Origin of the sequence: Microbacterium aquilitoris (assembly GCF_031932285.1) — a bacterium.
Lineage (GTDB): Bacteria > Actinomycetota > Actinomycetes > Actinomycetales > Microbacteriaceae > Microbacterium > Microbacterium aquilitoris.
This window is the reverse complement of record NZ_JAUZVT010000002.1, coordinates 548,454-569,739: the sequence shown is the minus strand read 5'-3', so window position 1 is coordinate 569,739 and position 21,286 is coordinate 548,454. Positions and strand designations below refer to the sequence as shown.

18 protein-coding genes are annotated in these 21,286 nt (G+C 71.5%); 6 read left to right on the top strand and 12 right to left on the bottom strand.

The genetic code is table 11. The features are described 5' to 3' along the window. Window positions 1-10 precede the first annotated feature (10 nt). The 8 genes from hemL to hemE are packed head-to-tail and all read right to left on the bottom strand — an operon-like array spanning window position 11 to window position 8,369. Window positions 11-1,315: a glutamate-1-semialdehyde 2,1-aminomutase gene (gene hemL, locus Q9S78_RS09525; protein ID WP_311870090.1), complete on the bottom strand. Its 1,305-nt coding sequence runs from the start codon at window positions 1,313-1,315 to the stop codon at window positions 11-13. Next, on the bottom strand, window positions 1,312-2,307 hold the full coding sequence (hemB, locus tag Q9S78_RS09520; RefSeq protein ID WP_020097025.1) for a porphobilinogen synthase: 996 nt from the start codon (window positions 2,305-2,307) through the stop codon (window positions 1,312-1,314). Before hemB ends, hemL begins: the two co-directional genes overlap by 4 nt. Beyond that, window positions 2,304-3,074: a uroporphyrinogen-III synthase gene (locus tag Q9S78_RS09515; RefSeq protein ID WP_311870089.1), complete on the bottom strand. Its 771-nt coding sequence runs from the start codon at window positions 3,072-3,074 to the stop codon at window positions 2,304-2,306. The genes hemB and Q9S78_RS09515 overlap by 4 nt, the downstream gene beginning before the upstream one ends. Further along, on the bottom strand, window positions 3,071-3,982 hold the full coding sequence (gene hemC, locus Q9S78_RS09510; protein WP_311870088.1) for a hydroxymethylbilane synthase: 912 nt from the start codon (window positions 3,980-3,982) through the stop codon (window positions 3,071-3,073). Before hemC ends, Q9S78_RS09515 begins: the two co-directional genes overlap by 4 nt. Further along, window positions 3,979-5,217: a ferrochelatase gene (locus Q9S78_RS09505; protein WP_311870087.1), complete on the bottom strand. Its 1,239-nt coding sequence runs from the start codon at window positions 5,215-5,217 to the stop codon at window positions 3,979-3,981. Before Q9S78_RS09505 ends, hemC begins: the two co-directional genes overlap by 4 nt. Then, window positions 5,214-5,900: a hydrogen peroxide-dependent heme synthase gene (hemQ, locus tag Q9S78_RS09500; RefSeq protein ID WP_311870086.1), complete on the bottom strand. Its 687-nt coding sequence runs from the start codon at window positions 5,898-5,900 to the stop codon at window positions 5,214-5,216. Before hemQ ends, Q9S78_RS09505 begins: the two co-directional genes overlap by 4 nt. Then, entirely contained in the window at window positions 5,890-7,251 is a 1,362-nt protein-coding gene (locus Q9S78_RS09495) for a protoporphyrinogen/coproporphyrinogen oxidase (protein WP_311870085.1), read from the bottom strand. Before Q9S78_RS09495 ends, hemQ begins: the two co-directional genes overlap by 11 nt. Further along, window positions 7,248-8,369: a uroporphyrinogen decarboxylase gene (gene hemE / locus Q9S78_RS09490; protein WP_376716547.1), complete on the bottom strand. Its 1,122-nt coding sequence runs from the start codon at window positions 8,367-8,369 to the stop codon at window positions 7,248-7,250. The genes Q9S78_RS09495 and hemE overlap by 4 nt, the downstream gene beginning before the upstream one ends. Window positions 8,370-8,428: 59 nt before the next feature. Between hemE and Q9S78_RS09485 the strand changes: the two genes are divergently transcribed. Beyond that, the gene (locus Q9S78_RS09485) at window positions 8,429-9,700 is read left to right on the top strand and encodes a glutamyl-tRNA reductase (protein WP_311857134.1); all 1,272 of its coding nucleotides are present in this window, start codon (window positions 8,429-8,431) and stop codon (window positions 9,698-9,700) included. Next, on the top strand, window positions 9,697-10,734 hold the full coding sequence (locus Q9S78_RS09480; RefSeq protein WP_020097018.1) for a LacI family DNA-binding transcriptional regulator: 1,038 nt from the start codon (window positions 9,697-9,699) through the stop codon (window positions 10,732-10,734). Before Q9S78_RS09485 ends, Q9S78_RS09480 begins: the two co-directional genes overlap by 4 nt. Here Q9S78_RS09480 and Q9S78_RS09475 read toward each other — a convergent pair. The 3 genes from Q9S78_RS09475 to Q9S78_RS09465 form a co-directional block, all read right to left on the bottom strand. Beyond that, a complete protein-coding gene (locus Q9S78_RS09475) occupies window positions 10,713-11,606 on the bottom strand; it encodes a TatD family hydrolase (RefSeq protein WP_311870084.1) in 894 nt (297 codons plus the stop codon). The genes Q9S78_RS09480 and Q9S78_RS09475 overlap by 22 nt on opposite strands. After that, entirely contained in the window at window positions 11,603-13,171 is a 1,569-nt protein-coding gene (gene metG, locus Q9S78_RS09470) for a methionine--tRNA ligase (RefSeq protein WP_311870083.1), read from the bottom strand. Before metG ends, Q9S78_RS09475 begins: the two co-directional genes overlap by 4 nt. 65 nt (window positions 13,172-13,236) lie before the next feature. Next, a complete protein-coding gene (locus tag Q9S78_RS09465; protein WP_018188393.1) occupies window positions 13,237-14,250 on the bottom strand; it encodes a LacI family DNA-binding transcriptional regulator in 1,014 nt (337 codons plus the stop codon). A gap of 187 nt (window positions 14,251-14,437) precedes the next feature. Here Q9S78_RS09465 and Q9S78_RS09460 point away from each other — a divergent pair, with 187 nt between their 5' ends. From Q9S78_RS09460 to Q9S78_RS09445, 4 genes are all read left to right on the top strand, one after another. Further along, window positions 14,438-16,459, top strand: a complete 2,022-nt coding sequence (locus Q9S78_RS09460) for a beta-galactosidase (protein ID WP_311857144.1) — start codon at window positions 14,438-14,440, stop codon at window positions 16,457-16,459. A 143-nt stretch (window positions 16,460-16,602) separates the two neighbouring features. Then, the gene (locus Q9S78_RS09455; RefSeq protein ID WP_311870082.1) at window positions 16,603-17,850 is read left to right on the top strand and encodes a sugar ABC transporter substrate-binding protein; all 1,248 of its coding nucleotides are present in this window, start codon (window positions 16,603-16,605) and stop codon (window positions 17,848-17,850) included. A gap of 67 nt (window positions 17,851-17,917) precedes the next feature. Then, complete coding sequence (locus Q9S78_RS09450) at window positions 17,918-19,525, top strand: ABC transporter permease subunit (protein WP_311870081.1); 1,608 nt, start codon at window positions 17,918-17,920, stop codon at window positions 19,523-19,525. Next, a complete protein-coding gene (locus Q9S78_RS09445; RefSeq protein ID WP_311870080.1) occupies window positions 19,525-20,454 on the top strand; it encodes a sugar ABC transporter permease in 930 nt (309 codons plus the stop codon). Before Q9S78_RS09450 ends, Q9S78_RS09445 begins: the two co-directional genes overlap by 1 nt. On the opposite strand, the gene rsmI is transcribed toward Q9S78_RS09445, so the two are convergent. Beyond that, window positions 20,444-21,274: a 16S rRNA (cytidine(1402)-2'-O)-methyltransferase gene (rsmI, locus tag Q9S78_RS09440; protein WP_116228859.1), complete on the bottom strand. Its 831-nt coding sequence runs from the start codon at window positions 21,272-21,274 to the stop codon at window positions 20,444-20,446. The two genes, Q9S78_RS09445 and rsmI, sit on opposite strands and share 11 nt — an antisense overlap. Between the last annotated feature and the right edge of the window lie 12 nt (window positions 21,275-21,286).

Sequence of the window (21,286 nt, the reverse complement as noted above, 5' to 3'; positions counted from 1 at the left end):
CCCCGCGTCCTCAGCCGGCGGCCGCCTTCGCGGCGGCGGGCAGGGCGTCGACGATCCGGGCAATGGCCGCATCGTCGTGCGCGGCCGTGACGAACCACGCCTCGAACGCCGATGGCGGCAGCGAGACGCCGCCATCGAGCATCGCGTGGAAGAACCGGCCGTAGGCGTCCGCGTCCTGCGAGGTCGCCGTCGCGTAGTCGGGCACGCCGTGCACGACGGACTCGCCGAAGAAGATGCTGAACAGGGTCCCCGCCCACTGCACGACGTGCGGCACCCCGGCATCCGTGAGCGCAGCGGATGCCGCGTCCGCGACGGTGTGCGCCACCGAGTCGAGCGTGCGGTACACCGCGTCGTCGGCGTTCGAGAGGGTCGCGAGTCCCGCGGCGACGGCGACCGGGTTCCCCGACAGCGTGCCGGCCTGGTAGACGGGGCCGCTCGGCGCGAGGAGGTCCATGATGTCGGCACGACCGGCGACCGCGGCGACGGGGAGCCCGCCGCCGATGACCTTGCCGAAGGCGATGAGGTCGGGGACGATGTGCTCCCCCGCCGCATCCAGCACACCGGCGTAGCCCGAGCGCGAGGACCGGAAGCCGGTGAGCACCTCGTCGCTGATGAGGAGCGCGCCGTTGCGGTGCGCGATCTCCGACAGGAACGCCGTGAAGCCGGATGCCGGGGGCACGACGCCCATGTTGGCGCCGGCGGCCTCGGTGATGATCGCGGCGATCCGGCCTTCGTGAGCGCGGAAGACCTCCTCGACGGCGGCGCGGTCGTTGTAGCCGATGACGAGCGTCTGCGCCGCGATCGGCGCGGGGACGCCCGCCGATCCGGGCAGCGCGAGGGTCGCGAGACCCGAGCCGGCCTGCGCGAGCAGGCCGTCGGAGTGGCCGTGGTAGTGCCCGGCGAACTTGACGAGCAGATCGCGGCCGGTTGCGGCGCGCGCGAGGCGGATCGCCGTCATCGTCGCCTCGGTGCCGGTCGAGACGAGGCGGATCCTCTCCGCGGCGGGGACGCGCGAGCGGATCTCCTCGGCGAGCTCGGTCTCGGCGGCCGTCGGCGCGCCGAACGAGAGTCCGCGGCGGGCGGCCTCGACGACCGCGTCGACCACGGCGGGGTGCGAGTGGCCGAGGAGGGCGGGCCCCCAGCTGGCGACGAGGTCGACGTAGTCCCGGCCATCGGCATCCGTCACGTAGGCGCCCTGCGCAGACACCATGAACCGCGGCGTCCCGCCGACGGACCCGTAGGCGCGGACGGGCGAGTCGACACCTCCGGGGATCACTCCGCGGGCACGGTCGAACAGCTCCTGGTTGCGGCTCATGCGAGTTCCTTCCCGGCGCGCAGCCAGTGCGCGACCTCGACGGCCCAGTAGGTGAGGATGACGTCGGCGCCGGCCCGGCGGATGCCCAGCAGACTCTCGCCGATGGCCCGCTCGCGGTCGATGAGGCCCGCCGCGGCGGCGTGCTCGATCATCGCGTACTCCCCCGACACCTGGTACGCCCACACCGGCACGTTCGAGCGGTCCGAGACGCGGGCGAGCACGTCGAGGTACGGCATGGCGGGCTTGACCATGACGACGTCGGCGCCCTCGGCGATGTCGACGAGAGCCTCCTCGACGCCCTCCCGCGCGTTCGCGGGGTCCATCTGGTACGTCCGGCGGTCGCCCTGCAGCGTCGACTCGACGGCGTCGCGGAAGGGGCCGTAGAAGGCGGAGGCGTACTTCGCGGAGTAGGCGAGGATCGCGACGTGGGCGAAGCCGGCGGCATCCAGTCCTGCGCGGACCGCAGCGACCTGGCCGTCCATCATCCCCGAGAGGCCGAGCACGTCGGCGCCGGCGCGGGCCTGCGCGACGCCCATCTCGGCGTATACCTCGAGAGTCGCGTCGTTGTCGACCGAGCCGTCGGCGGCGAGCAGGCCGCAGTGTCCGTGGTCGGTGAACTCGTCGAGGCACAGGTCGGCCTGCACGGTGAGACGGCCCGCGGCGGCGCGCGCCGCGACGGCGATCGCCCGGTTCAGGATGCCGTCGGGGTCGGTCGCGCCGCTGCCGACCGCGTCGCGCATGGCGGGCACGCCGAAGAGCATGATCCCGCCTATGCCGGCTGCGGCCGCCTCGTCGACGACGTCGGCGATCGCGTCGAGCGGATGCTGCGACACGCCGGGCATGCTCGAGATGGGCTGCGAGGAGTCGATGCCCTCCTTCACGAACACCGGCAGCACGAGCTGCGAGGGGACGAGGTGGTGCTCGGCGGCGAGACGGCGGAGCGCGGGGGTGCCGCGCAGGCGGCGGAGGCGGCGGGTGGGGAACGAGGTCATGAGGACTTCTCCGAGGGGACGCGGGCGTCGAGCTCGGCGATCAACGCGTCGATGCTCTGGCTCTGGGCGGTGTGACCGACGGTGAAACCGAGGGCCGTGGCGTCGCGGGTCGTGCCGGGACCGATCGAGGCGACGAGGGTGGATGCCGGGAGGGTCCCGACCTGCCTCCGGAGCTCCCGGCCGACGCTCAACGACGTGAGGAGCACGACGTCGATCTCGCCGGAGCGGAGCCCGTCGGCGACGGCGGGGTCGAGGTCGACCCCGACCGTGCGGTAGGCGATGCAGACGTCGACGCCGAACCCGCGGACGTCGAGCTCGTCGCTCACGACGGCCTGGGCGAGATCGCTCCGGACGACGAGCGCGCGGCCCGTCCTCGACGGGGCCCGATCGGCGCACCATTGGGTGACAAGGGCGGTCGCCGAGGAGGCGCCGGCGGGGACGAAGTCGACCTCCCAGCCCGCGTCGGCGACGGCGCGGGCCGTCGCACGACCGACGGCGGCGATGCGGGTCGTCGCGGGGATCGCGACGGCGTGCTGGCGGAGCTGCTCGACGCTCGCGGCGCTCGTGACGAACAGCCACGCGTAGGCACCGTCGGCGAGGGCCGTGAACGCGCGGTCGCGGGCGGCCGTGTCGCGCGGCGGCGCCGACGAGATGAGGGGGGCGACGACGGCCTCCGCGCCCCGGGCGTGCAGGTCGACGCGGACGCGTTCCCCCCACGCCCCGGCGCGAGGCACCAGGACGCGAGCGCCGTGCAGGCCGCCGGTCATCGGGACGACCCGGCCAGGTCGGCGAGGTCGGCGGCACCGCCCTCGAGCAGTTCGGCGACGACGTCGGCCGCAGCCGCATCGACGTCGACGTCCGGATCGAGGAGCCGCGAGGCGGCGACCGAGCGGCGGCCGTCCTCGGCGTAGACGTGCGCGATCAGTGTCACGGTGTCGCCGTGATGCTCTGCGTCGATCGCGACGGGGGCGGCGCAACCGGCCTCGAGCCGGCGGAGCACGGCGCGTTCGAGGTTCGCGGCGAGGGCCGTGTCGGCATCCTCGATGAGGCGCACGGCGTCGGCGACGGCGGCATCCCCGTCGCGGATCTCGACGGCCAGCGCACCCTGCGCGGCGGACGTCGGCCAGTCGAGCACCTGCGTGATGGCGGCGTCGCGGCCGATGCGACGAAGGCCGGCCTCGGCGAGGACGATCGCGTCGTACTGGCCGTCGGCGACCTTGCGCAGGCGGCTGTCGACGTTGCCGCGGATGCCCTCGACCACGAGATCCGGGCGCCGGGCGAGCACCTGGGCGACGCGGCGCGGCGAGCCGGTGCCGACGCGGGCGCCGGCGGGCAGCTCGTCGAGCGACAGCCCGTCGCGGGAGTGCAGGACGTCACGCTGCGAGGCGCGGACCGGCACGGCGCCCACGACGATGCCGGGGAACGGCGCCGTCGGCAGGTCCTTCATCGAGTGCACGAGGAAGTCGCACTCGTCCCGCAGCAGCGCGTCGCGAAGGGCCGTGGCGAAGACACCCGTGCCGCCCATCTGCGCGAGCGGCCCCGTGAGGACGTCGCCCTCGCTGGTGATGGGGACGAGTTCGACGTCTCGACCGGATGCCGCGGCCACAACATCCGCCACGTGCTGCGACTGGGTCGTGGCCAGCAGGCTCGCCCGGGTCCCCAGGCGCAAGGTCACGGCGCCACGCCCGACAGCGCCGGCTGGAAGCCGAGCCGCTTGTTCTCGCAGCAGCCGGGACGGCAGACGTCGTACCAGGGACCGAGGTCCGTCACCGCGGGGCGCTCGGCCGCGGGCGTGCCCTTCAGGCGCTCCTCGACGAGGTCGACGAGACCGGCTACGTAGGTCGGGTGCGTGCTGGGGGTCGCGGTGCGGACGGCGACGAGGCCGAGCTCCTCCGCGGTCTCCATCGCCTCCGTGTCGAGATCCCACATGACCTCCATGTGGTCGCTCACGAACCCGAGCGGCACGATGAGGACGGCCTTGCGACCACGCCCCGGGAGCTCCTGCATCGCGTCGTTGATGTCGGGCTCGAGCCACGGCACCTGCGGCGGGCCGGACCGGCTCTGGAAGACGAGCTGCCAGGCGCCGGGGAACCCGAGCCGCGAGATGATCTCCTCGCCGACGGCCAAGTGCTGAGCGACGTACGCGCCGCCCGGGCCGAATCCGCGCTCGGGCGGACCCGAGCGGTCGGCGTCGGAGGTGGGGATCGAGTGGGTCGAGAACAGGATCTCGACCTCGTTCGCGAGGTCGGTGATGCCGCGCTCGGCGAGCTCGGCGATGCCCGCTCGGATCCCGTCGACGAAGGGCGCGACGAAGCCGGGGTGGTCGAAGAACTGACGCACCTTGTCGATCTGCACGTCGGTCTGGTGACCGGTGGCCTCGACGGCGTCCGCGAGGTCCTCGCGGTACTGCCGGCACGAGGAGTACGAGCTGTAGGCGCTCGTGGCGATGGCGAGGAGCTTCCGCCGCCCGTCGGCGACGGCCGCGTCGATCGCGTCGGTGACGTACGGCATCCAGTTGCGGTTGCCCCAGTAGACGGGCAGGTCGAGTCCGCGGGCCGCGAGTTCGGCGTCGAGCGCCGCCTTCAGCTCGCGGTTGTGCTCGTTGATCGGCGACACCCCGCCGAAGTGGCGGTAGTGGTGCGCGACCTCCTCGAGACGCTCGTCCGGGATGCCGCGGCCCGCCGTGACGTTCCGGAGGAACGGGATGACGTCGTCCTGACCCTCGGGCCCGCCGAAGCCGAGCAGCAGGATGCCGTCGTAGTCGACGGGGATCGTGGTGTGCGGATCGCCCGCGCGCGCGCCCTCGGTCGCGTTCGGGATGACGGCGCCCTCGGCGACGACCACGCCGCGCGCGCGTGGCGGCTTGGGACGGAACTCCGGGTTCACGGATCCGATGTTCTCTGCACTCATGACAAGACCTCCGCCAGTTCGTCGATCTCCACGCGCCGCCCGGTGTAGAACGGCACCTCATCACGGACGTGACGTCGCGCGTCGGTGGCCCGGAGCTCCCGCATCATGTCGACGAGGCTGATCGGGTCGTCACTCTCGAGCGGCAGCAGCCACTCGTAGTCGCTGAGCCCGAACGTCGACACCGTGTTCGCGACGACGTCGCGGAAGACGGCGCCCTTGCGGCCGTGCTCGGCCAGCATGCGCGAACGGTCCTCCTCGGGGAGCAGGTACCACTCGTAGCTGCGGACGAAGGGGTACAGGCAGAGCCACCCGCGCGCGTGTTCGCCGCGGAGGTACCCGGGGACATGGCGCTTGTTGAACTCGGCCTCGCGGTGCACGCCCATCGCGCTCCACACGTTCGTGAAGGAGGCGAGGACGGCGGTCCGACGCAGCTGCCGGAGCGCCTTCTGGAGGGCGGCGGGGTCCTCGCCGTGCAGCCAGACCATCAGGTCGGCCTCGGCCCGCATGCCGGTCACGTCGTAGAGCCCGCGCAGGGTCACTCCGTCCGGAGCGAACCCGTCCGCGACGGCGCGCAGCGCGTCGAGTTCGCCCGCAGTCGGCGTGCCGATGCGCGGACGCGGTCCCGCGAGGATCGCGAACAGGGTGTAGCCGAGGCCGGGATCAGGCGTCTCGTCAGTGGACATGACGTACTCCTTCGGAGGGGGTGGGAGGGGTGGTGAGGTCGCAGGCGAGGGCGCGCGCGTGCGGGATGACCGAGGCGAGCCCGGTCCCGGCCGCGACGGCTCCCGCGAGACGGACGCCGCGCTCCGCCGCCGCGGCGGCGACCGCCTGGCGAACGGGCGGTGTCGCGACGGCGTCGGGCCACGAGACGGGGACGACACGGCGGACGTCCCCCGGCGAGACCCGGACCCCGGTCAGGGTGCGGATGGCGGCGGCGGCACCGGCGGCATCCGTCAGCTCGTCGTGACGGCCCTCGCGAGCGGACAGCCGCACGAGGTGAGACCCGGCGGGGAGGGCTGCAGCGGCCCATTGCCACTTCGCGTCGACGTGGGTCAGGGCCTTCGCGGCGCAGTCGACGTCGGGGGCCGCGATCACGCCCGACCCGACGGGGAAGGCGTCGAACCCGTCCGAGGCAACCTCGGCGACGACGAGCCCGACGGGTGGCGCCGGTGCGACGTCGATGCCCAGGAGTTCGGCGGCGGCGGTCGGCCCGGTCGCGATCACCACGGAGGCGGCCGACAGGGTCTCGTGGCCGAGGTCGACGGAGGTCGCGGTCACGGCACGCACCGGCGTCCCCGTGCGGATGACCGCGCCCGCGCGGAGCGCCACCGCCTCGAGCTCGGCGGCGAGACGCCACAGGCCACCCTCGACCCCGCGGACGGCCGACCCCGCACGGACGGCGGGCGCGAGCGCATCGACGGCGGCGGTCAGCGAACCGGCGGCCTGCGCCTTCTCCCACAGCACGGGGTGGAGCGAGGACAGCCGGACGGACTCCGCGCTCTGCGAGTAGACGCTCCGACACAGCGGCTCGACCAACCTCGCCGTGACACGTGCGCCGAAGCGGCTGGTCGTGAGCTCGGCGAGCGACGGTTCGGCGCCGACGGGCATCGGCAGGAGGCGCTCCTGGGCCGCCCGTCGGGCACCGCGACGACCGAGGATGCGCACGACGTCGGCCGCGAGAGGCTCCGCGGGCATGCCCACGAGCGCCCGACGCGGCAGCGGCGCGCGGTCCACCCGGCCGGACCGGCGGCGGAAAGCGACGTGCGCTCCCCCGGGGGCGGGTTCGACCAGCTGCACGGGCAGCCGCGCGTCGGCGACGAGATCGGCGACGCCCGTCGTGCGCGTGGCGAAGGATTCGGCGCCGAGGTCGACCTCGAGGCCCGCGGCCGCGCCGCGGCGCAGCATCCCCCCGGCGTCGTCGGATGCTTCGAGGAGGACGACGTCACGACCGGCCCGCGCGAGCTCCCACGCGATCGTCAGACCGGCGATACCGCCACCCACGATGATCACGTCGTGGGTCGCCTCGTGGGTCACGGCGCCCGCCAGTCGTGGACCGTCCGCACCACCGCCGAGATCGCATCGGGGTCGGCCTCCATGGGAACGCCGTGACCCAGGTTGAAGACGTGTGCGCGCGCGGCGAGGCCGTCCTCGAGGATGCGGTGGACCTCCGCCGTCCGCACGGCCTCGGGGGCGAACAGCAGCGCGGGATCGAGGTTGCCCTGCAAGGTCAGGTCGCGCCCGATGCGCTGACGCGCGTCGGCGAGGCGGACCCGGTAGTCAACGCCCAGCGCGTCGATGTCGGGGATGGCCATGTCGGCGAGGATCTCGCCGGTGCCGACGCCGAAATGCACGAGCGGCAGGCGATCGACGCCCTCGGGGAGCGGGAGCGATCGCGCGTGCTGCAGCGCGGCGACGGATGCCGGGAGCACCGATGCGCGGTAGTCGTCGGGGTTCAGCCCACCCGCCCACGAGTCGAACAGCTGGCCCGCGCTCGCGCCCGCCTCGATCTGGAGGGCGAGGAAGCGGCCGGTGACCTCGGCGAGCCACATCGTGAGGTCCCGCCATGCGGCCGGGTCCTCGTGGATGAGGCGCCGAGCCGCGAGGTGATCCTTCGACGGACCGCCCTCGACGAGGTAGGCAGCAAGGGTGAACGGGGCCCCGGCGAACCCGATGAGCGGCAACGGCTCACCGCGCTCTTCGGAGAGGTCGGCGAGCATGGCGGTCGTCCGGCCCACGGCATCCGCGATCGCCTCACCGCGCTCGGTCACGAGCGCCGGATCGATCGCCGTGGTGCGGGCGATGTCGGCGGCGGTCCGCAGCGGCTGGGAGAAGACGGGGCCGCGGCCCGCGGCGATCTCGACGTCGATGCCCAGGAGGGCGAGCGGCACGATGATGTCGCTGAAGAAGATGGCCGCGTCGACGCCGTGACGGCGGACCGGCTGCATCGTGATCTCACTCGCCAGGGCGGGGTCGAGGCAGGCCTCGATCATCGTCCCCTGCGAGCGCAGCGCACGGTACTCCGGCAACGAACGACCCGCCTGGCGCATGAACCAGACGGGGGTGATGTCGGGGCGGTCGCCCAGAAGTGCACGGACGAGCCGCGACTCGCGGGTGCGTGCGGCGACGAGGGGGTGGCTGAGGCCGGGAATGATGAACTCCTCGAATCGGTTAATCGATATACTAGTCGCGATCCAAGGGGGTTCTCCGCACCGTGCTCGTCTGCCTGACCGCGCATCAGCGCTCCACACCGTTCGACTCGCTCGAGCGGCTCTCGACGGTCGGCGACGACCTCGCAGAGCGTCTGTCCGCGGTCCACGACTCGGTGCGCGGCGCTGTGGTCCTCGCCACCTGCAACCGCTTCGAGGCCTACTTCGACCTCGCAGAGGAGCCCGACCTCGCCTCCCCCGTCCCCGCGATGGATGCCGCGATGGAGGCCATCGCCGGCGCCGCCGACATGGACTACCGGGCTCTCCGCGAGAACGTCGACTTCGCCCACGGCAATCAGGTCGCCCACCACCTCTTCACCGTCGCCTCCGGCCTCGACTCGGTCGCCGTCGGCGAGGACGAGATCGCCGGCCAGGTGCGCCGCGCGCTCGAGGCGGCCCGCGGGCGCGGACTGACCACCGCTCCCCTCGAGCACCTCTTCCAGCGCGCCACCGAGACATCGCGCGCCGTGAAGAACACGACGCGGCTGGGTGAATCCGGCCGCTCGCTCGTCCGTCTCGCGGTCGACCTGGTGAGCTCCCGCGTCGACTGGGACACCGCCCGCGTCCTGCTCGTCGGCACGGGTCGTTACGCCGCCGCTGCACTCGCCGCCCTCCGCGCGGTCGGGGCCACCGACATCCGCGTCCACTCCCGGTCGGGTCGCCAGCGCTTCGCGAACCGCGAGCACCTCGTCCACGTGAGCGTCGACGACTACGCGGCCGAGGCCGCCGCCGCCGATGTCGTCGTGACCTGCACCGCGACGACCGACACGTTCGCCCTCGAGGCCTTCTCGCACGCGACCGCCCGCGCCGGCAGCACGGCGGCGCAGGTCGTCATCGACCTCGGCCTCCCCCGCAACGTCGATCCCGAGGTGGCGCTCCTCCCCGGTGTCGAGCTCCTCGACCTCGAGACGATCCGCCTGCACGCCCCCGTCGACGAGGCCGAGACCGTCGGTCAGGCGCGCGAGATCGTCCAGGCCGCGGCTCAGCGCCACGCCGCGGCCCGACGGGTCCACGAGGTCGCGCCGTCGGTCGTCGACCTCCGCGGATTCGTCCACGGTGTCCTCGACGAGGAGCTCACCCGCGCCCGTCGCCGCGGCGACTCCCCCGAGGTCGAGACGGCCCTCCGCCACTTCTCCGGCGTCCTCCTCCACCAGCTCATCGCCCGCGGTCACACGCTCGCGTCGTCGGGGGCGGGTGCTGACTGGGCCGACGCGATCCGCACGGTGCTGCCGGGCGCCCGCGAGGGCATCTCCCCGGACGAGGGCGAACAGCCGTGAGTCCGAGCGTCACGCTGAAGGACATCGCGCGCGCCGCCGGCGTGTCGACGGCGGCCATCAGCCAGGCGCTCAACGACCGCGGCAGCATGCGCCCCGAGACCCGCGAACGGATCAAGGCGCTCGCCGCCGAACTCGGCTACGTCCCGAACCGTCACGCGGCCGCACTCCGGAGCGGGCGGACCATGACCGTCGGTTTCGTCATGGTCGACGACCCCGAGAGCGATCGACGCGGCGAGCTCCAGCGTGCCCGCAAGCTCATCTCGCTCGTCCGCGCCTCAGCGGAGCACGGGTTCACGGTCACAGTCCTGTCGGACTCGAACCCCGACCTCATCTCGGGGACGACCCTCGACGCGCTCTACGTCCCCGACGCCCGCGGCAACCAGCCCCTGCTGCACGCGGCGATCGCCCGCGGCATCCCGATCGTCGCGGACGACCAGTTCGTCGACGGCTCGCGGGGGCTCAGCATCCGCACGGGCTACGACGCCGCCGTCCGGGCGGGGCTCGACGAACTCGAGCGGGCGGGCGCCCAGCGGATCGTCTTCCTCACCGAGGACGGCCGACAGCCTCGAGACGAGATCGGCCGGGCCGCCTACGAGATCTGGAGCTCGGTCCGCGGGCGCGAGCCCCTCGTCCGGGCGGTGGATGCGTCCCGCCGCACCCTCCCGCGCCTCCTCACGGACGCCCTCGCCGACGGCGCGGACGCGATCTTCGCGGGCGCGGAGGACGGCCCCGACGTCTACCTGCAGCTCGAGGAGATGCGCCTCGTCATCCCCCGCGACGTGCAGCTCGTCGCCCTCTGCACGACCGACTGCGCGGTCAACCGCAGGCTCGGCGTCACGCACGTCTGCATCCGCCCGGACCTCGCCGCCGAGGCGATGTTCGAGACATTGCCCGCGGCGCTCCTGGACGACGCACCACGGGTCGTCGACCTGCCCTGGGAACTCGTGCCGGGGTCGACGACGAGGCCGCCCCTCACGATCGACTCGCGACGGAAGCCTCGGCCGAAGCGGGCTCAGTCGCTGAAAGCCCCGTAGACCTCGAGCGTGTTCTGCGCGAGCTGCGCGCAGAGCTCGTCGACCGGCATCCCCAGCTCGGCCGCCATGAAGCGCACCGTGACGGGCACCAGGTACGGCGCGTTGGGGCGTCCGCGGTGGGGCGTCGGCGTCAGGAACGGCGCGTCGGTCTCGACCAGGATCCGCTCGCGCGGGGTCACCGCAAGGGCGTCGCGGAGGTTCTGAGCATTCTTGAACGTCACGTTGCCGGCGAAGCTCAGCCAGTACCCGCGCTCGGCGCTGTAGCGCGCCATGTCGGCGTCGCCCGAGAAGCAGTGGAAGACGGTCCGCTCCGGGGCGCCGACGCGCTCGAGGGTCTCGAGGACCGCCCCGTGGGCGTCGCGGTCGTGGATCTGCATCGCGATGCCGTGGCGCTTAGCGATGTCGATGTGCGCCTCGAAGCTCTCGATCTGCGCGGGGATGCCGCTCTCGTCCGTCCGGAAGAAGTCGAGCCCCGTCTCCCCCACGGCCCGCACGCGCGGCTGGGCCGCGAGCTCGTCGATGACGGCGATCGCCTCGTCGAGACGGCCGGCCTGCTTGTAGGCGGGCGCTTCGTTGGGGTGGATGGCGACCGCGGCGAGCACGGCGGGGTGGGATGCCGCGGCCCACGCGGACCAGCGGGAGGAGTCGATGTCGCCGCCCGCCTGGACCACGCCGATCACGCCGACCGCGGCTGCGCGGGCGAGCTGCTCGTCGAGACCGCGCGGCTCGTCACCGTCTTCGATCTCGAGGTGCGCGTGGTTGTCGTAGACGGCGACCGGAAGGGGCTCCGGGGCGTCCGGCCACCGCACGTCCCGGGCGGATTGCTCGCGCTGGCGGACGTAGCCGCTCGGGTCGGTGGGGTCGGTCGTCATGCCGTCTGCTCGACGCGCGGGAACAGCGGCGCGAGGGTCTTCACCCGGCTGCCCGCGGGGAGCTGGCCCCACGTGCCCGCCTCGCGGAGCGGCTGCGCGGTGAGCTCGCCGGGGGCGCCCAGGGCGTCCCAGAGCGTCGCGGTCGACTGCGGCATGACCGGCGACAGCAGGACCGCGAGCGCGCGGAGCCCTTCGGCGGCCGTGTAGAGCACGGTCGACAGCCGTTCGCGCTTCGCCTCGTCCTTGGCGAGCGCCCACGGCTCGTTCTCGGTGATGTACCCGTTGAGGTCGTCGACGATCCGCCAGATGGCGGCGATGGCCTCGTCGGGGCGGAACGCGGTCATCGCGGCATCCGCAGCGGTCGCGGCTTCCGCCACCGTCCGCTGCACCCGGAGGTCGATCTCGGTGGGCTCGCCGGCGGTCGGCACGACGCCGTCGAAGTACCGGCCGATCATGGCGACGGTGCGCGAGGCGAGGTTGCCGAATCCGTTCGCGAGCTCGGCCTGATAGCGCGCCGAGAGGTCCTCCCACGAGAACGAGCCGTCCTGGCCGAAGGCGATCGCCGAGAGGAAGTAGTAGCGGTACGCATCCGATCCGAAGACGTCGGTGATCTCGGTCGGCGCGATGCCCGTGAGCTTCGACTTCGACATCTTCTCGCCGCCGACGAGCAGCCAGCCGTGCGCGAAGATCCCCTTCGGGACGTCGAGCCCTGCGGCCATCAGCATGGCGGGCCAGATGACGGCGTGGAAGCGCAGGATGTCCTTGCCGACCACATGGTAGGCCGGCCAGCGGCGCTCGAACTGCTCGGGGTCATCGCCGTACCCGACGGCGGTCGCGTAGTTCAGCAGCGCGTCGACCCACACGTAGATGACGTGCGAGTCATCCCACGGCACGCGGATGCCCCAGTCGAACGCGGAGCGCGAGATCGACAGGTCCTTGAGGCCCGAGCGGACGAACGAGACGACCTCGTTGCGCGCCGAATCCGGGCGCACGAAGTCGGGCTGGGTCTTGTAGAGCTCGAGGAGCCGGTCCTGGAACTCGCTGAGCTTGAAGAAGTAGTTCTTCTCCTGCAGGAGCTCGAGCGGCTTCGAGTGGATCGCGCACACCTTGAGGCCCTCGAACGGTCCGGTGCCGTCGACGATCTCGGCCTCGGGCTTGAACTCCTCGCAGCCGACGCAGTACAGCGCCTCGTACTCGCCCGCGTAGATGTAGCCGCTGTCGTAGAGCGCCTGCACGAAGGTCTTCACGCGCTCCTCGTGGCGGGGCTGCGTCGTGCGGATGAAGTCGTCGTTGGCGACGTCGAGCGTCCTCAGGAGCGGGAACCACGACTCCTCGACGAGCTTGTCGACCCACTCCTGCGGCGTGACGCCGTTCGCGGTCGCGGCGCGGAGCATCTTCTGCCCGTGCTCGTCGGTGCCGGTGAGCATCCAGGTGTCGTCCCCCGACTGGCGGTGCCAGCGCGCCAGCGTGTCCACCGCCACCGACGTGTACCCGTGCCCGATGTGGGGCAGATCGCTCGGGTAGTAGATGGGGGTGGTGATGTAGAAGGAGCCGCCGGAAGTCACCTGGAGATTCTACGGGCGACGCGGCACCCGCCGTCGTTCATGACGGGTGCTCCGCCCTCGGAGGCTCAGGCGCTCGCGCGCGGCACGAGCGTCGTGGGCAGCACGATCGATCCGCCGGCGCCCCCGTCGACGACGTCGAGGAGCACCTCGACCATCCGGCGCGAGATCTCGGTCCACGGCTGACGCATCGTGGTCAGCGGCGGGTCGGTCGTCGCCGCGAGTCCCGAGTCGTCGAATCCCGCGACCGCGACGTCCTCGGGTACGCGCCGTCCGGCCTTGCGGAGAGCGGCGATCGCGCCCACGGCCATGACGTCGGATGCCGCGAACACCGCGTCGATGTCGGGAGCGCGCCCGAGGAGACGGGTCATGGCGGCCTCGCCTGCGACGCTGGAGTAGACGTCCTGCTCCACGAGGGCCGGGTCGAACTTCTCGCCCATCTCCTCGCGGAACCCCACCAGCCGGTAGCGACCGCCCGGAGTGTCGTCGGGTCCCGTGATGACGGCGATGCGCTCGTACCCGCGGTCGAGGAGGTGGCGGGTCATCTCCCGCGCCGACCCCTCCTCGTCGACCGACACCGTCGGGACGTGGGCGCGGTCCCCGAGCGGGACTCCCGAGCACACCGTCGGCACCCCGGCCGCCGTCAGCGAGGCGAGGAGCGGGTTGGACTCATGCGACGAGATGAGGAGCACACCGTCGACGTGCCCCGCGCGGACGTACCGCTCGATGTTGGCGTACTGCGACGGATGCTCCGCGATGAGCAGCACGAGGGTCATGTCCCGAGCGGCGAGAGCTTCGGTCGCGCCGCGGAGCAGCAGGGCGAAGGTGGGGTCGGCGAACAAGAGGTGCTGCGGCTCCGTCAAGAGGAACGCGACCGAGTTCGCCCTGCCCGTGGCGAGGGCCCGCGCGGCGTGACTGACGGTGTAGCCCGTGGCCTGGATGGCGGCTTCGACCGCGAGGCGGGACTCCTCCGACACCCAGCGACCGCCGTTGATCACCCGCGAGACGGTGCCGTGCGAGACGCCCGCGACCTCCGCGACGTCGCGGATGGTGGGACGCCTGCGCTCGGAGGGGAGGACCACGCGCCGACTCTATACCCCGGGCGCCCTCCGCCCGGACGGGGACTGGGACCGGTCACAATCCGGTAACGGGGGCCGGTCTGGCCGCGGCATCCCGCATAGACTCCGTGACGAACCTGTTACCGGTCCCAGCCGCCTCTCGGAGGCGCGACGGGGACGGAGCCCGATCGATGAGGATGGCTCTCGCACCATGACGACCCCCGCTTGGCCGCACCTGGACGGCATCGCCTACGGCGGTGACTACAACCCGGAGCAGTGGCCCCGCGAGGTGTGGGACGAGGACGTGCGCCTCATGCGCGAGGCCGGCGTCACCATGGTGAGCATCGGCATCTTCTCGTGGGGTCTCCTCGAGATCCGCGAGGGCGAGTTCGACTTCGCGTGGCTCGACGACATCATCGCCCTCCTCCATGAGAACGGCATCGCCGTCGACCTCGGCACCCCGACCGCCTCTCCCCCGGCGTGGTTCTTCGCGCAGTACCCCGAGGCCCGCACCGTCACGAAGGACGGCGTGCCGATGGGCTTCGGCGCCCGCGGCATGGTCTCGCACTCGGCGCCCGAGTACCGCGCAGCGATCGCCCGCATCGCCGGCGCTCTCGCCGAGCGCTACGGCGATCACCCGGCCGTCGTGCTGTGGCACATCCACAACGAGTACGGCGTGCCCGTCGGCGAGGACTTCTCCCCGCACTCCGTCCGGGCCTGGCGTCTCTGGCTGCAGGCGAAGTACGGCGAGATCGCCGGCCTCAACGCCGCCTGGGGCACCGCGTTCTGGGGGCAGCACTACGAGGAGTGGGACCACGTCGGCGCACCCGCCGCCGCCCCGTCGACCATCAACCCCGCGCAGAAGCTCGATTGGGCGCGGTTCACGGACGAGATGCTGCGGGAGTGCTTCCGCATCGAGAAGGCCGCGATCCGTCAGCACGCCTCGCAGCCCATCACGACGAACTTCATGGCCAACCAGCACCATGGCGTCGACCTCTGGGCCTGGGCGGACGAGGTCGACATCGTCTCGGACGACCACTACCTGTGGGCGGCCGACGAGGAGGGCGAGATCGGCCTGGCGATCGCCGCCGATCTCAGCCGCTCCGTTGGAGCCGGCAAGCCCTGGATCCTCATGGAGCACTCCACCTCCGCCGTCAACTGGCAGCCGCGGAACGTCGCGAAGCGCCCCGGTGAGATGACGCGGAACTCGCTGAGCCACCTCGGGCGCGGAGCCGACGGCATCCTCTTCTTCCAGTGGCGCGCGGGACGCTCCGGCGCCGAGAAGTTCCACTCCGCGATGCTGCCGCACGCCGGTACCGAGTCGCGTGTCTTCCGCGAGGTCGTGGACCTCGGAGCGAAGCTCGGCCGTCTGGCCGAGGTACAGGGGTCGCGCGTCGAGGCCGACGTCGCCGTCCTGTGGGACTTCGAGTCGTTCTGGGCGCAGGACCTCGAGTGGCGCCCGTCCGAGGACGTCAGCCACGACGAGCGCATCAGGGCTTTCTACGAGCGGCTCTGGCGCGACGACATCACCGTCGACTTCGCCCTCCCCGGGCATGACCTCTCGCGCTACCGTCTCGTCGTCGTCCCGTCGCAGTACCTGCTGACCGCAGCGGATGCCGCGAACCTCACCGCCTACGTCGCGCAGGGCGGCACCCTCGTCGTCTCGTTCTTCTCCGCCGTCGTCGACGAGAACGATGCCGTCCACCCCGGCGGCTACGGCGCCGTGCTGGCGGATGCGCTCGGCGTCCGCGTCGAGGAGCACCTGCCCCTGCGCGAAGGACACGTCACCGGCATCCGCGTCGACGATCACGTCTTCGCCGCCGACATCTGGCAGGAGGATCTCGTCGTCACCACCGCCGACGTCCGCGCGACCTACACCGCCGGGCCCGCCGAGGGCCGTCCCGCCGTGACGCGGAACGTCCACGGTGACGGTGTCGGCTGGTACATCAGCACACGACCGGATGCCGACGGCCTCCGCGCGATCATGCGCGAGGTCTACGCCGACGCGGGTGTCGACGTGCCCGGCACGCCTGACGGCGTGGAGACGATCGTGCGCCGAGGAGCCGACTCCGACTACCTCGTCGCGATCAACCACGGCACCGAACAGGTATCGCTCACGACCACCGGAACCGACCTGCTCACGCAGGCCGACGTCCGGGACACGCTGGTGCTGGCAGGAGGCGACGTCGCCGTCGTCCGCCTGGCGCACACAGCCCACCGGGGCGATCGATGACCGATCGACTCGCGACGGGACACCGTCGAACGCACTGAGAGAAAAGCCGTCGCAGCCACCCGGCCGCGACGATCACACACCGGTCGTGACGGCGCGACCTCGCCAGAGGCCCGCCGGATCGACCACACCCGGAAGGAACATCCATGCGCAAGATGGGTATCGGCATCGCCGCATTGGCGGCGGGCTCCCTCCTGCTGGCCGGTTGCGCCGGCGGCAGCAGCACCACCACCCCGGCACAGTCGGAGTCAGCGGCTCCGATCGACGCAAGCGGCGTGACCCTCACCGTCTGGACCGACGAGAACCGCGAGCCCGCCATCAAGGCCGCCGCGAAGACGTTCGAGGAGGAGACCGGCGCGAAGATCGATCTCGTCCAGAAGAACTTCGGCGACATCCGCAACGACTTCACCAACCAGGTGCCCACGGGCAAGGGGCCCGACATCACGATCGGCGCGCACGACTGGCTCGGCGGTTTCGTGCAGGCGGGTGTCGTGGCGACCGTCGACCTCGGCGAGAACGCCTCCAAGTTCGAGAAGGTCGCGACCGACGCGTTCACGTACGACGGCCAGACCTACGGTCTGCCCTACTCGCTCGAGAGCGTCGCGCTCGTCCAGAACACCGACCTCGTCGGCGAGGACGCACCCGCGACCTTCGACGACATGATCGCGGCGGGCACCAAGTCGGGCGCCGAGCGTCCGTTCGTCATCAACACGGAGAGCTCGAAGGGCGACGCGTACACGATGTACGGGCTCCAGACCTCGTTCGATGCGCCGGTGTTCGTGCAGGACTCCTCCGGGTCCTACACGAAGGACGTCGGCATGGGCGGCGATCCCGGCACCGCATTCGCCACGTGGCTCGGCGAGCACGGCGAAAAGGGCTCGGGCGAGATCTCGACCACGATCGACTACGACACCAACAACGAGCTGTTCGCCTCGGGCAAGGCCGCGTACACGATCCAGGGTCCCTGGGCCGTCAAGGCGCTGACCGATCAGGGCGTGAAGATCAAGGTCAACCCGATCCCGTCGGCCGGCGGCGAGACGGCATCCCCGTTCGTCGGCGTGCAGGGCTTCTACATCAGCGCCGAGAGTGCGAACGCCCTCGTCGCCCAGGAGTTCGTCACCAAGTACCTCGCGACCTACGAGGCGCAGAAGGCCCTCTACGAGGCGGACCCCCGCATCCCGGCCTGGTCCGACCTGGCCGAGGAGGTCTCGTCCGACCCCGTGATCGCCGGTTTCGCCGCCTCGGCGAAGAACGGTGTGCCCATGCCGAGCATCCCTGAGATGGGTTCGGTCTGGGACCTCTGGAACGCCGCTCAGGTGCAGGTCATCAAGGGTGCGGACCCGAAGGGGACCTGGACCAAGATGGTCGCCGACCTCGAGAAGACCATCGGCTGACACGCTTCCGGGGGCGGGGCTGCGACGCCTCGCCCCCGGAGACCACTTTCCTCGAGAGGGAGACGACATGACGGCTCTGCAGAGCCCCACCCTGCCGGAAGAAGCACCGCCGGCTGCGGAGTCCCACGCCCGGCGCTGGTCAGGCCTCGGCTGGGGCTTCCTGGTCAAGCTGGTGCTGATGGGCCTCATCAACGCGGTGGGCCTGCTGGGCATCATCGCCGCGTTCCAGGCACAGTCCTGGATCGTGTTCGGCGTCGCCCTGGCGCTGCTCCTCGCAGCCGACGTCGTCTACTTCACCAAGAAGGCACTCCCGCTGAAATACCTGCTGCCGGGACTTTCGTTCCTGCTCGTGTTCCAGGTGTTCATCTTCCTGTACACGGGGTACATCGCCTTCACGAACTACGGCGCCGGCCACATCGGCTCGCAGGAGCAGGCGGTCGCCGCCTCGCTCGCCCAGGGGGAGCGCCGCGTCGAGGGTGCCCCCACCCTCCCCCTCACCGTCGTCGAACGCGGCGGCGACCTCGGCTTCGCCGTCGTCGAGGACGGCCAGCTCCTGGCGGGCTCCGCCGACGACCCGCTCAGCGCGGTCGGCCCCGCTCCCGCCTCGGGCGCCGCGACCGAGGTCCCCGGCTGGTCCGTCGTCCCTCGCAACCAGATCATCGGCGACCAGGCGACGCAGCAGGCCGTCATCGACCTCCGCGTCCCCGTCTCGGACGATCCCAACGACGGCTCGATCCGCACTCGCGACGGGTCCAGCGGCGCGGTGTACCAGTCCACGATGACCTGGGATGCCGAGACGCAGACGATCACCGACAGCGCGACGGGTCTCGTCTACACCGCGAGCCCCACCGGCAACTTCGTCGCCGACGACGGGACGACACTCCCCACCGGGTGGGTCGTGAACGTGGGCTTCGACAACTTCGTGAAGCTGTTCACCGACGCGACGATCCTCGAGACGCTGGGACTCGTCACCGGCTGGACCTTCGTCTGGGCGGTGCTGTCGGTCCTCATCCCGTTCGCGATGGGGCTCGTCTTCGCACTCATCTTCAACGATCCGCGGGTGCGCGGCCGGAAGATCCTCCGGACCCTGTTCATCCTCCCGTACGCGTTCCCGGCGTTCATGTCCGCACTGCTGTTCCGCGGCATGTTCAACGCGGAGTTCGGCGTCATCAACGAACTCTTCTTCGGCGGCGCGAACATCGACTGGCTCGGGGATCCGTGGCTCGCGCGCGGCGCGGTGCTCTTCGTGAACGTCTGGCTCACCTACCCGTACTACTTCCTCGTGTGCACCGGCGCCCTGCAGGCTCTTCCGCAGGATGCCCTCGAGGCGGCGTCGATCGACGGGGCGGGCCGGTTCCGCCAGCTGCGGGCGATCATCCTGCCGCTCGTGCTCGTGTCGACGGCGCCGCTGCTGATCTCCTCCTTCGCGTTCAGCTTCAACAACTTCACGATCATCTACATGTTCAACGCCGGCGGGCCCGCGATCCCCGGCGCACCGTACGCACTCGGGTACACCGACATCCTCATCTCGGCGATCTACGACATCTCCGGAGTCTCGGGGGGCAAGGCCGACTACGGCCTCGCGAGCGCCCTGTCGATCCTCGTGTTCGTCGTGGTGGGCGCTGTGTCGGCCCTCGCATTCCGTCAGACCAAGAAGCTCGAGGAGTACCAGTGATGTCCGCTCCCTCCCCCGCCGCGACCACCGCGACGATCACGACCGGTTCGTCCGCGACTCGCACCGCCGCCCTGCGTCCCGCGCAGCGCAAGCGCTGGGTGCTCGAGGTCGGCTGGAAGTACCTGATCGCCGCGGGGCTCCTCTTCTACGCGATGTTCCCGCTCGTGTACGTCCTGTCGGCGTCGTTCAATCCGAACGGCACCTTGTCGGCGGCGAACGCGTTGTTCTCCGTCATCGACATCGGCAACTACGCCGCCCTCGCCAACACGAGCTACTGGGCCTGGTACGGCAACACGCTCCTCGTCGGCGGCGCGTCCGCGGCGGGAGCGGTCCTCATGGGCGCGGCGGCTGCTTACGCCTTCTCGCGATTCCGGTTCTCCGGCCGGCGGATCAGCCTGACGGCGCTCCTGATCGTCCAGATGTTCCCGCAGGCGCTCGCGTTCGTCGCGATCTTCCTGATGCTGCTGACCCTCGGCGAGGTGTTCCCGGTCCTCGGGCTCAACTCGAAGATCGCTCTCATCTGCGTGTACCTCGGTGGCGCGCTGGGCGTGAACACGTTCCTCATGTACGGCTTCTTCAACACGATCCCGATGGAGATCGACGAGTCGGCCAAGATCGACGGCGCCACCCACGCCCAGATCTTCTGGCGCCTCATCATGCCGCTCGTGACCCCGATCCTCGCCGTCGTCGGCCTCCTCGCCTTCATCGCGGCATTCGGCGACTACATCATCGCGAAGATCGTCCTCGTCTCGGAGGACAACTGGACCCTCGCCGTCGGCATGTTCCAGTGGGTCTCGAACCAGCTCGCCAGCAACTGGGGTCTGTTCGCCGCCGGGGCCATCCTCGCCTCGATCCCCGTGCTGGCACTGTTCCTGTCGCTGCAGCGCTACATCGTCGGCGGCTTGACGGCCGGCTCGGTCAAGGGCTGAGCGGCTTCTTCGCCGCGACGGCGGCACGGTAGAGGTCTCGCGAGGGCAGTCCGGTCTCTCGCGAGACCTCGCCGGCGGCATCCTTCAATCGGATGCCGGAGGCCACGAGCGCCTGCACCTGGGCGACGGCGTCGTCCTCACTGACGGCACGGACGCTCGCCCCCTCGACAACGACGACGATCTCGCCGCGGACGCCCTGGGCGGCCCACTCCGCCAGCTCGCCGAGCGGGCCGCGGACGACCTCCTCGTGCAGCTTCGTCAGCTCGCGGCAGACGGCCGCGCGACGGTCCACCCCGAACGCCTCGGCCATCGCGGCGAGCGTGTCGGCGAGGCGGGACGGCGCCTCGAAGAAGACCATGGTGCGCGCCTCGGAGGCCAGGGCGCCGAAGACCGTCCGCCGCTCCCCCGCCTTGCGGGGCGCGAAGCCTTCGAACGTGAAGCGGTCCGTCGGGAGGCCCGCGAGGGCGAGCGCGGTGATCACGGCGCTCGGACCCGGGAGCGCCGTCACGTCCACGCCCTGCTCGACGGCGGCCGCGACGACCGCATAGCCGGGGTCGCTGACCGTCGGCATCCCGGCGTCGCTCAGCAGCAGGACGTCCTCGGTCGCGGCGAGCGCGACGAGCTCCGCGGCGCGCTGCTTCTCGTTGTGATCGTGCAGGGCGATGAGGCGCGGCCGATTCTCGATGCCGAGGGCCTGCAGCAGGCGCTGGGTGGTGCGGGTGTCCTCGGCGGCGACGATCGTCGCGTCCTCGAGGGCGGTGCGCAGGCGCCCGGTCGCGTCACCCAGATTTCCGATCGGGGTCGCGGCGAGGATCAGCACCGCCCCAGCATA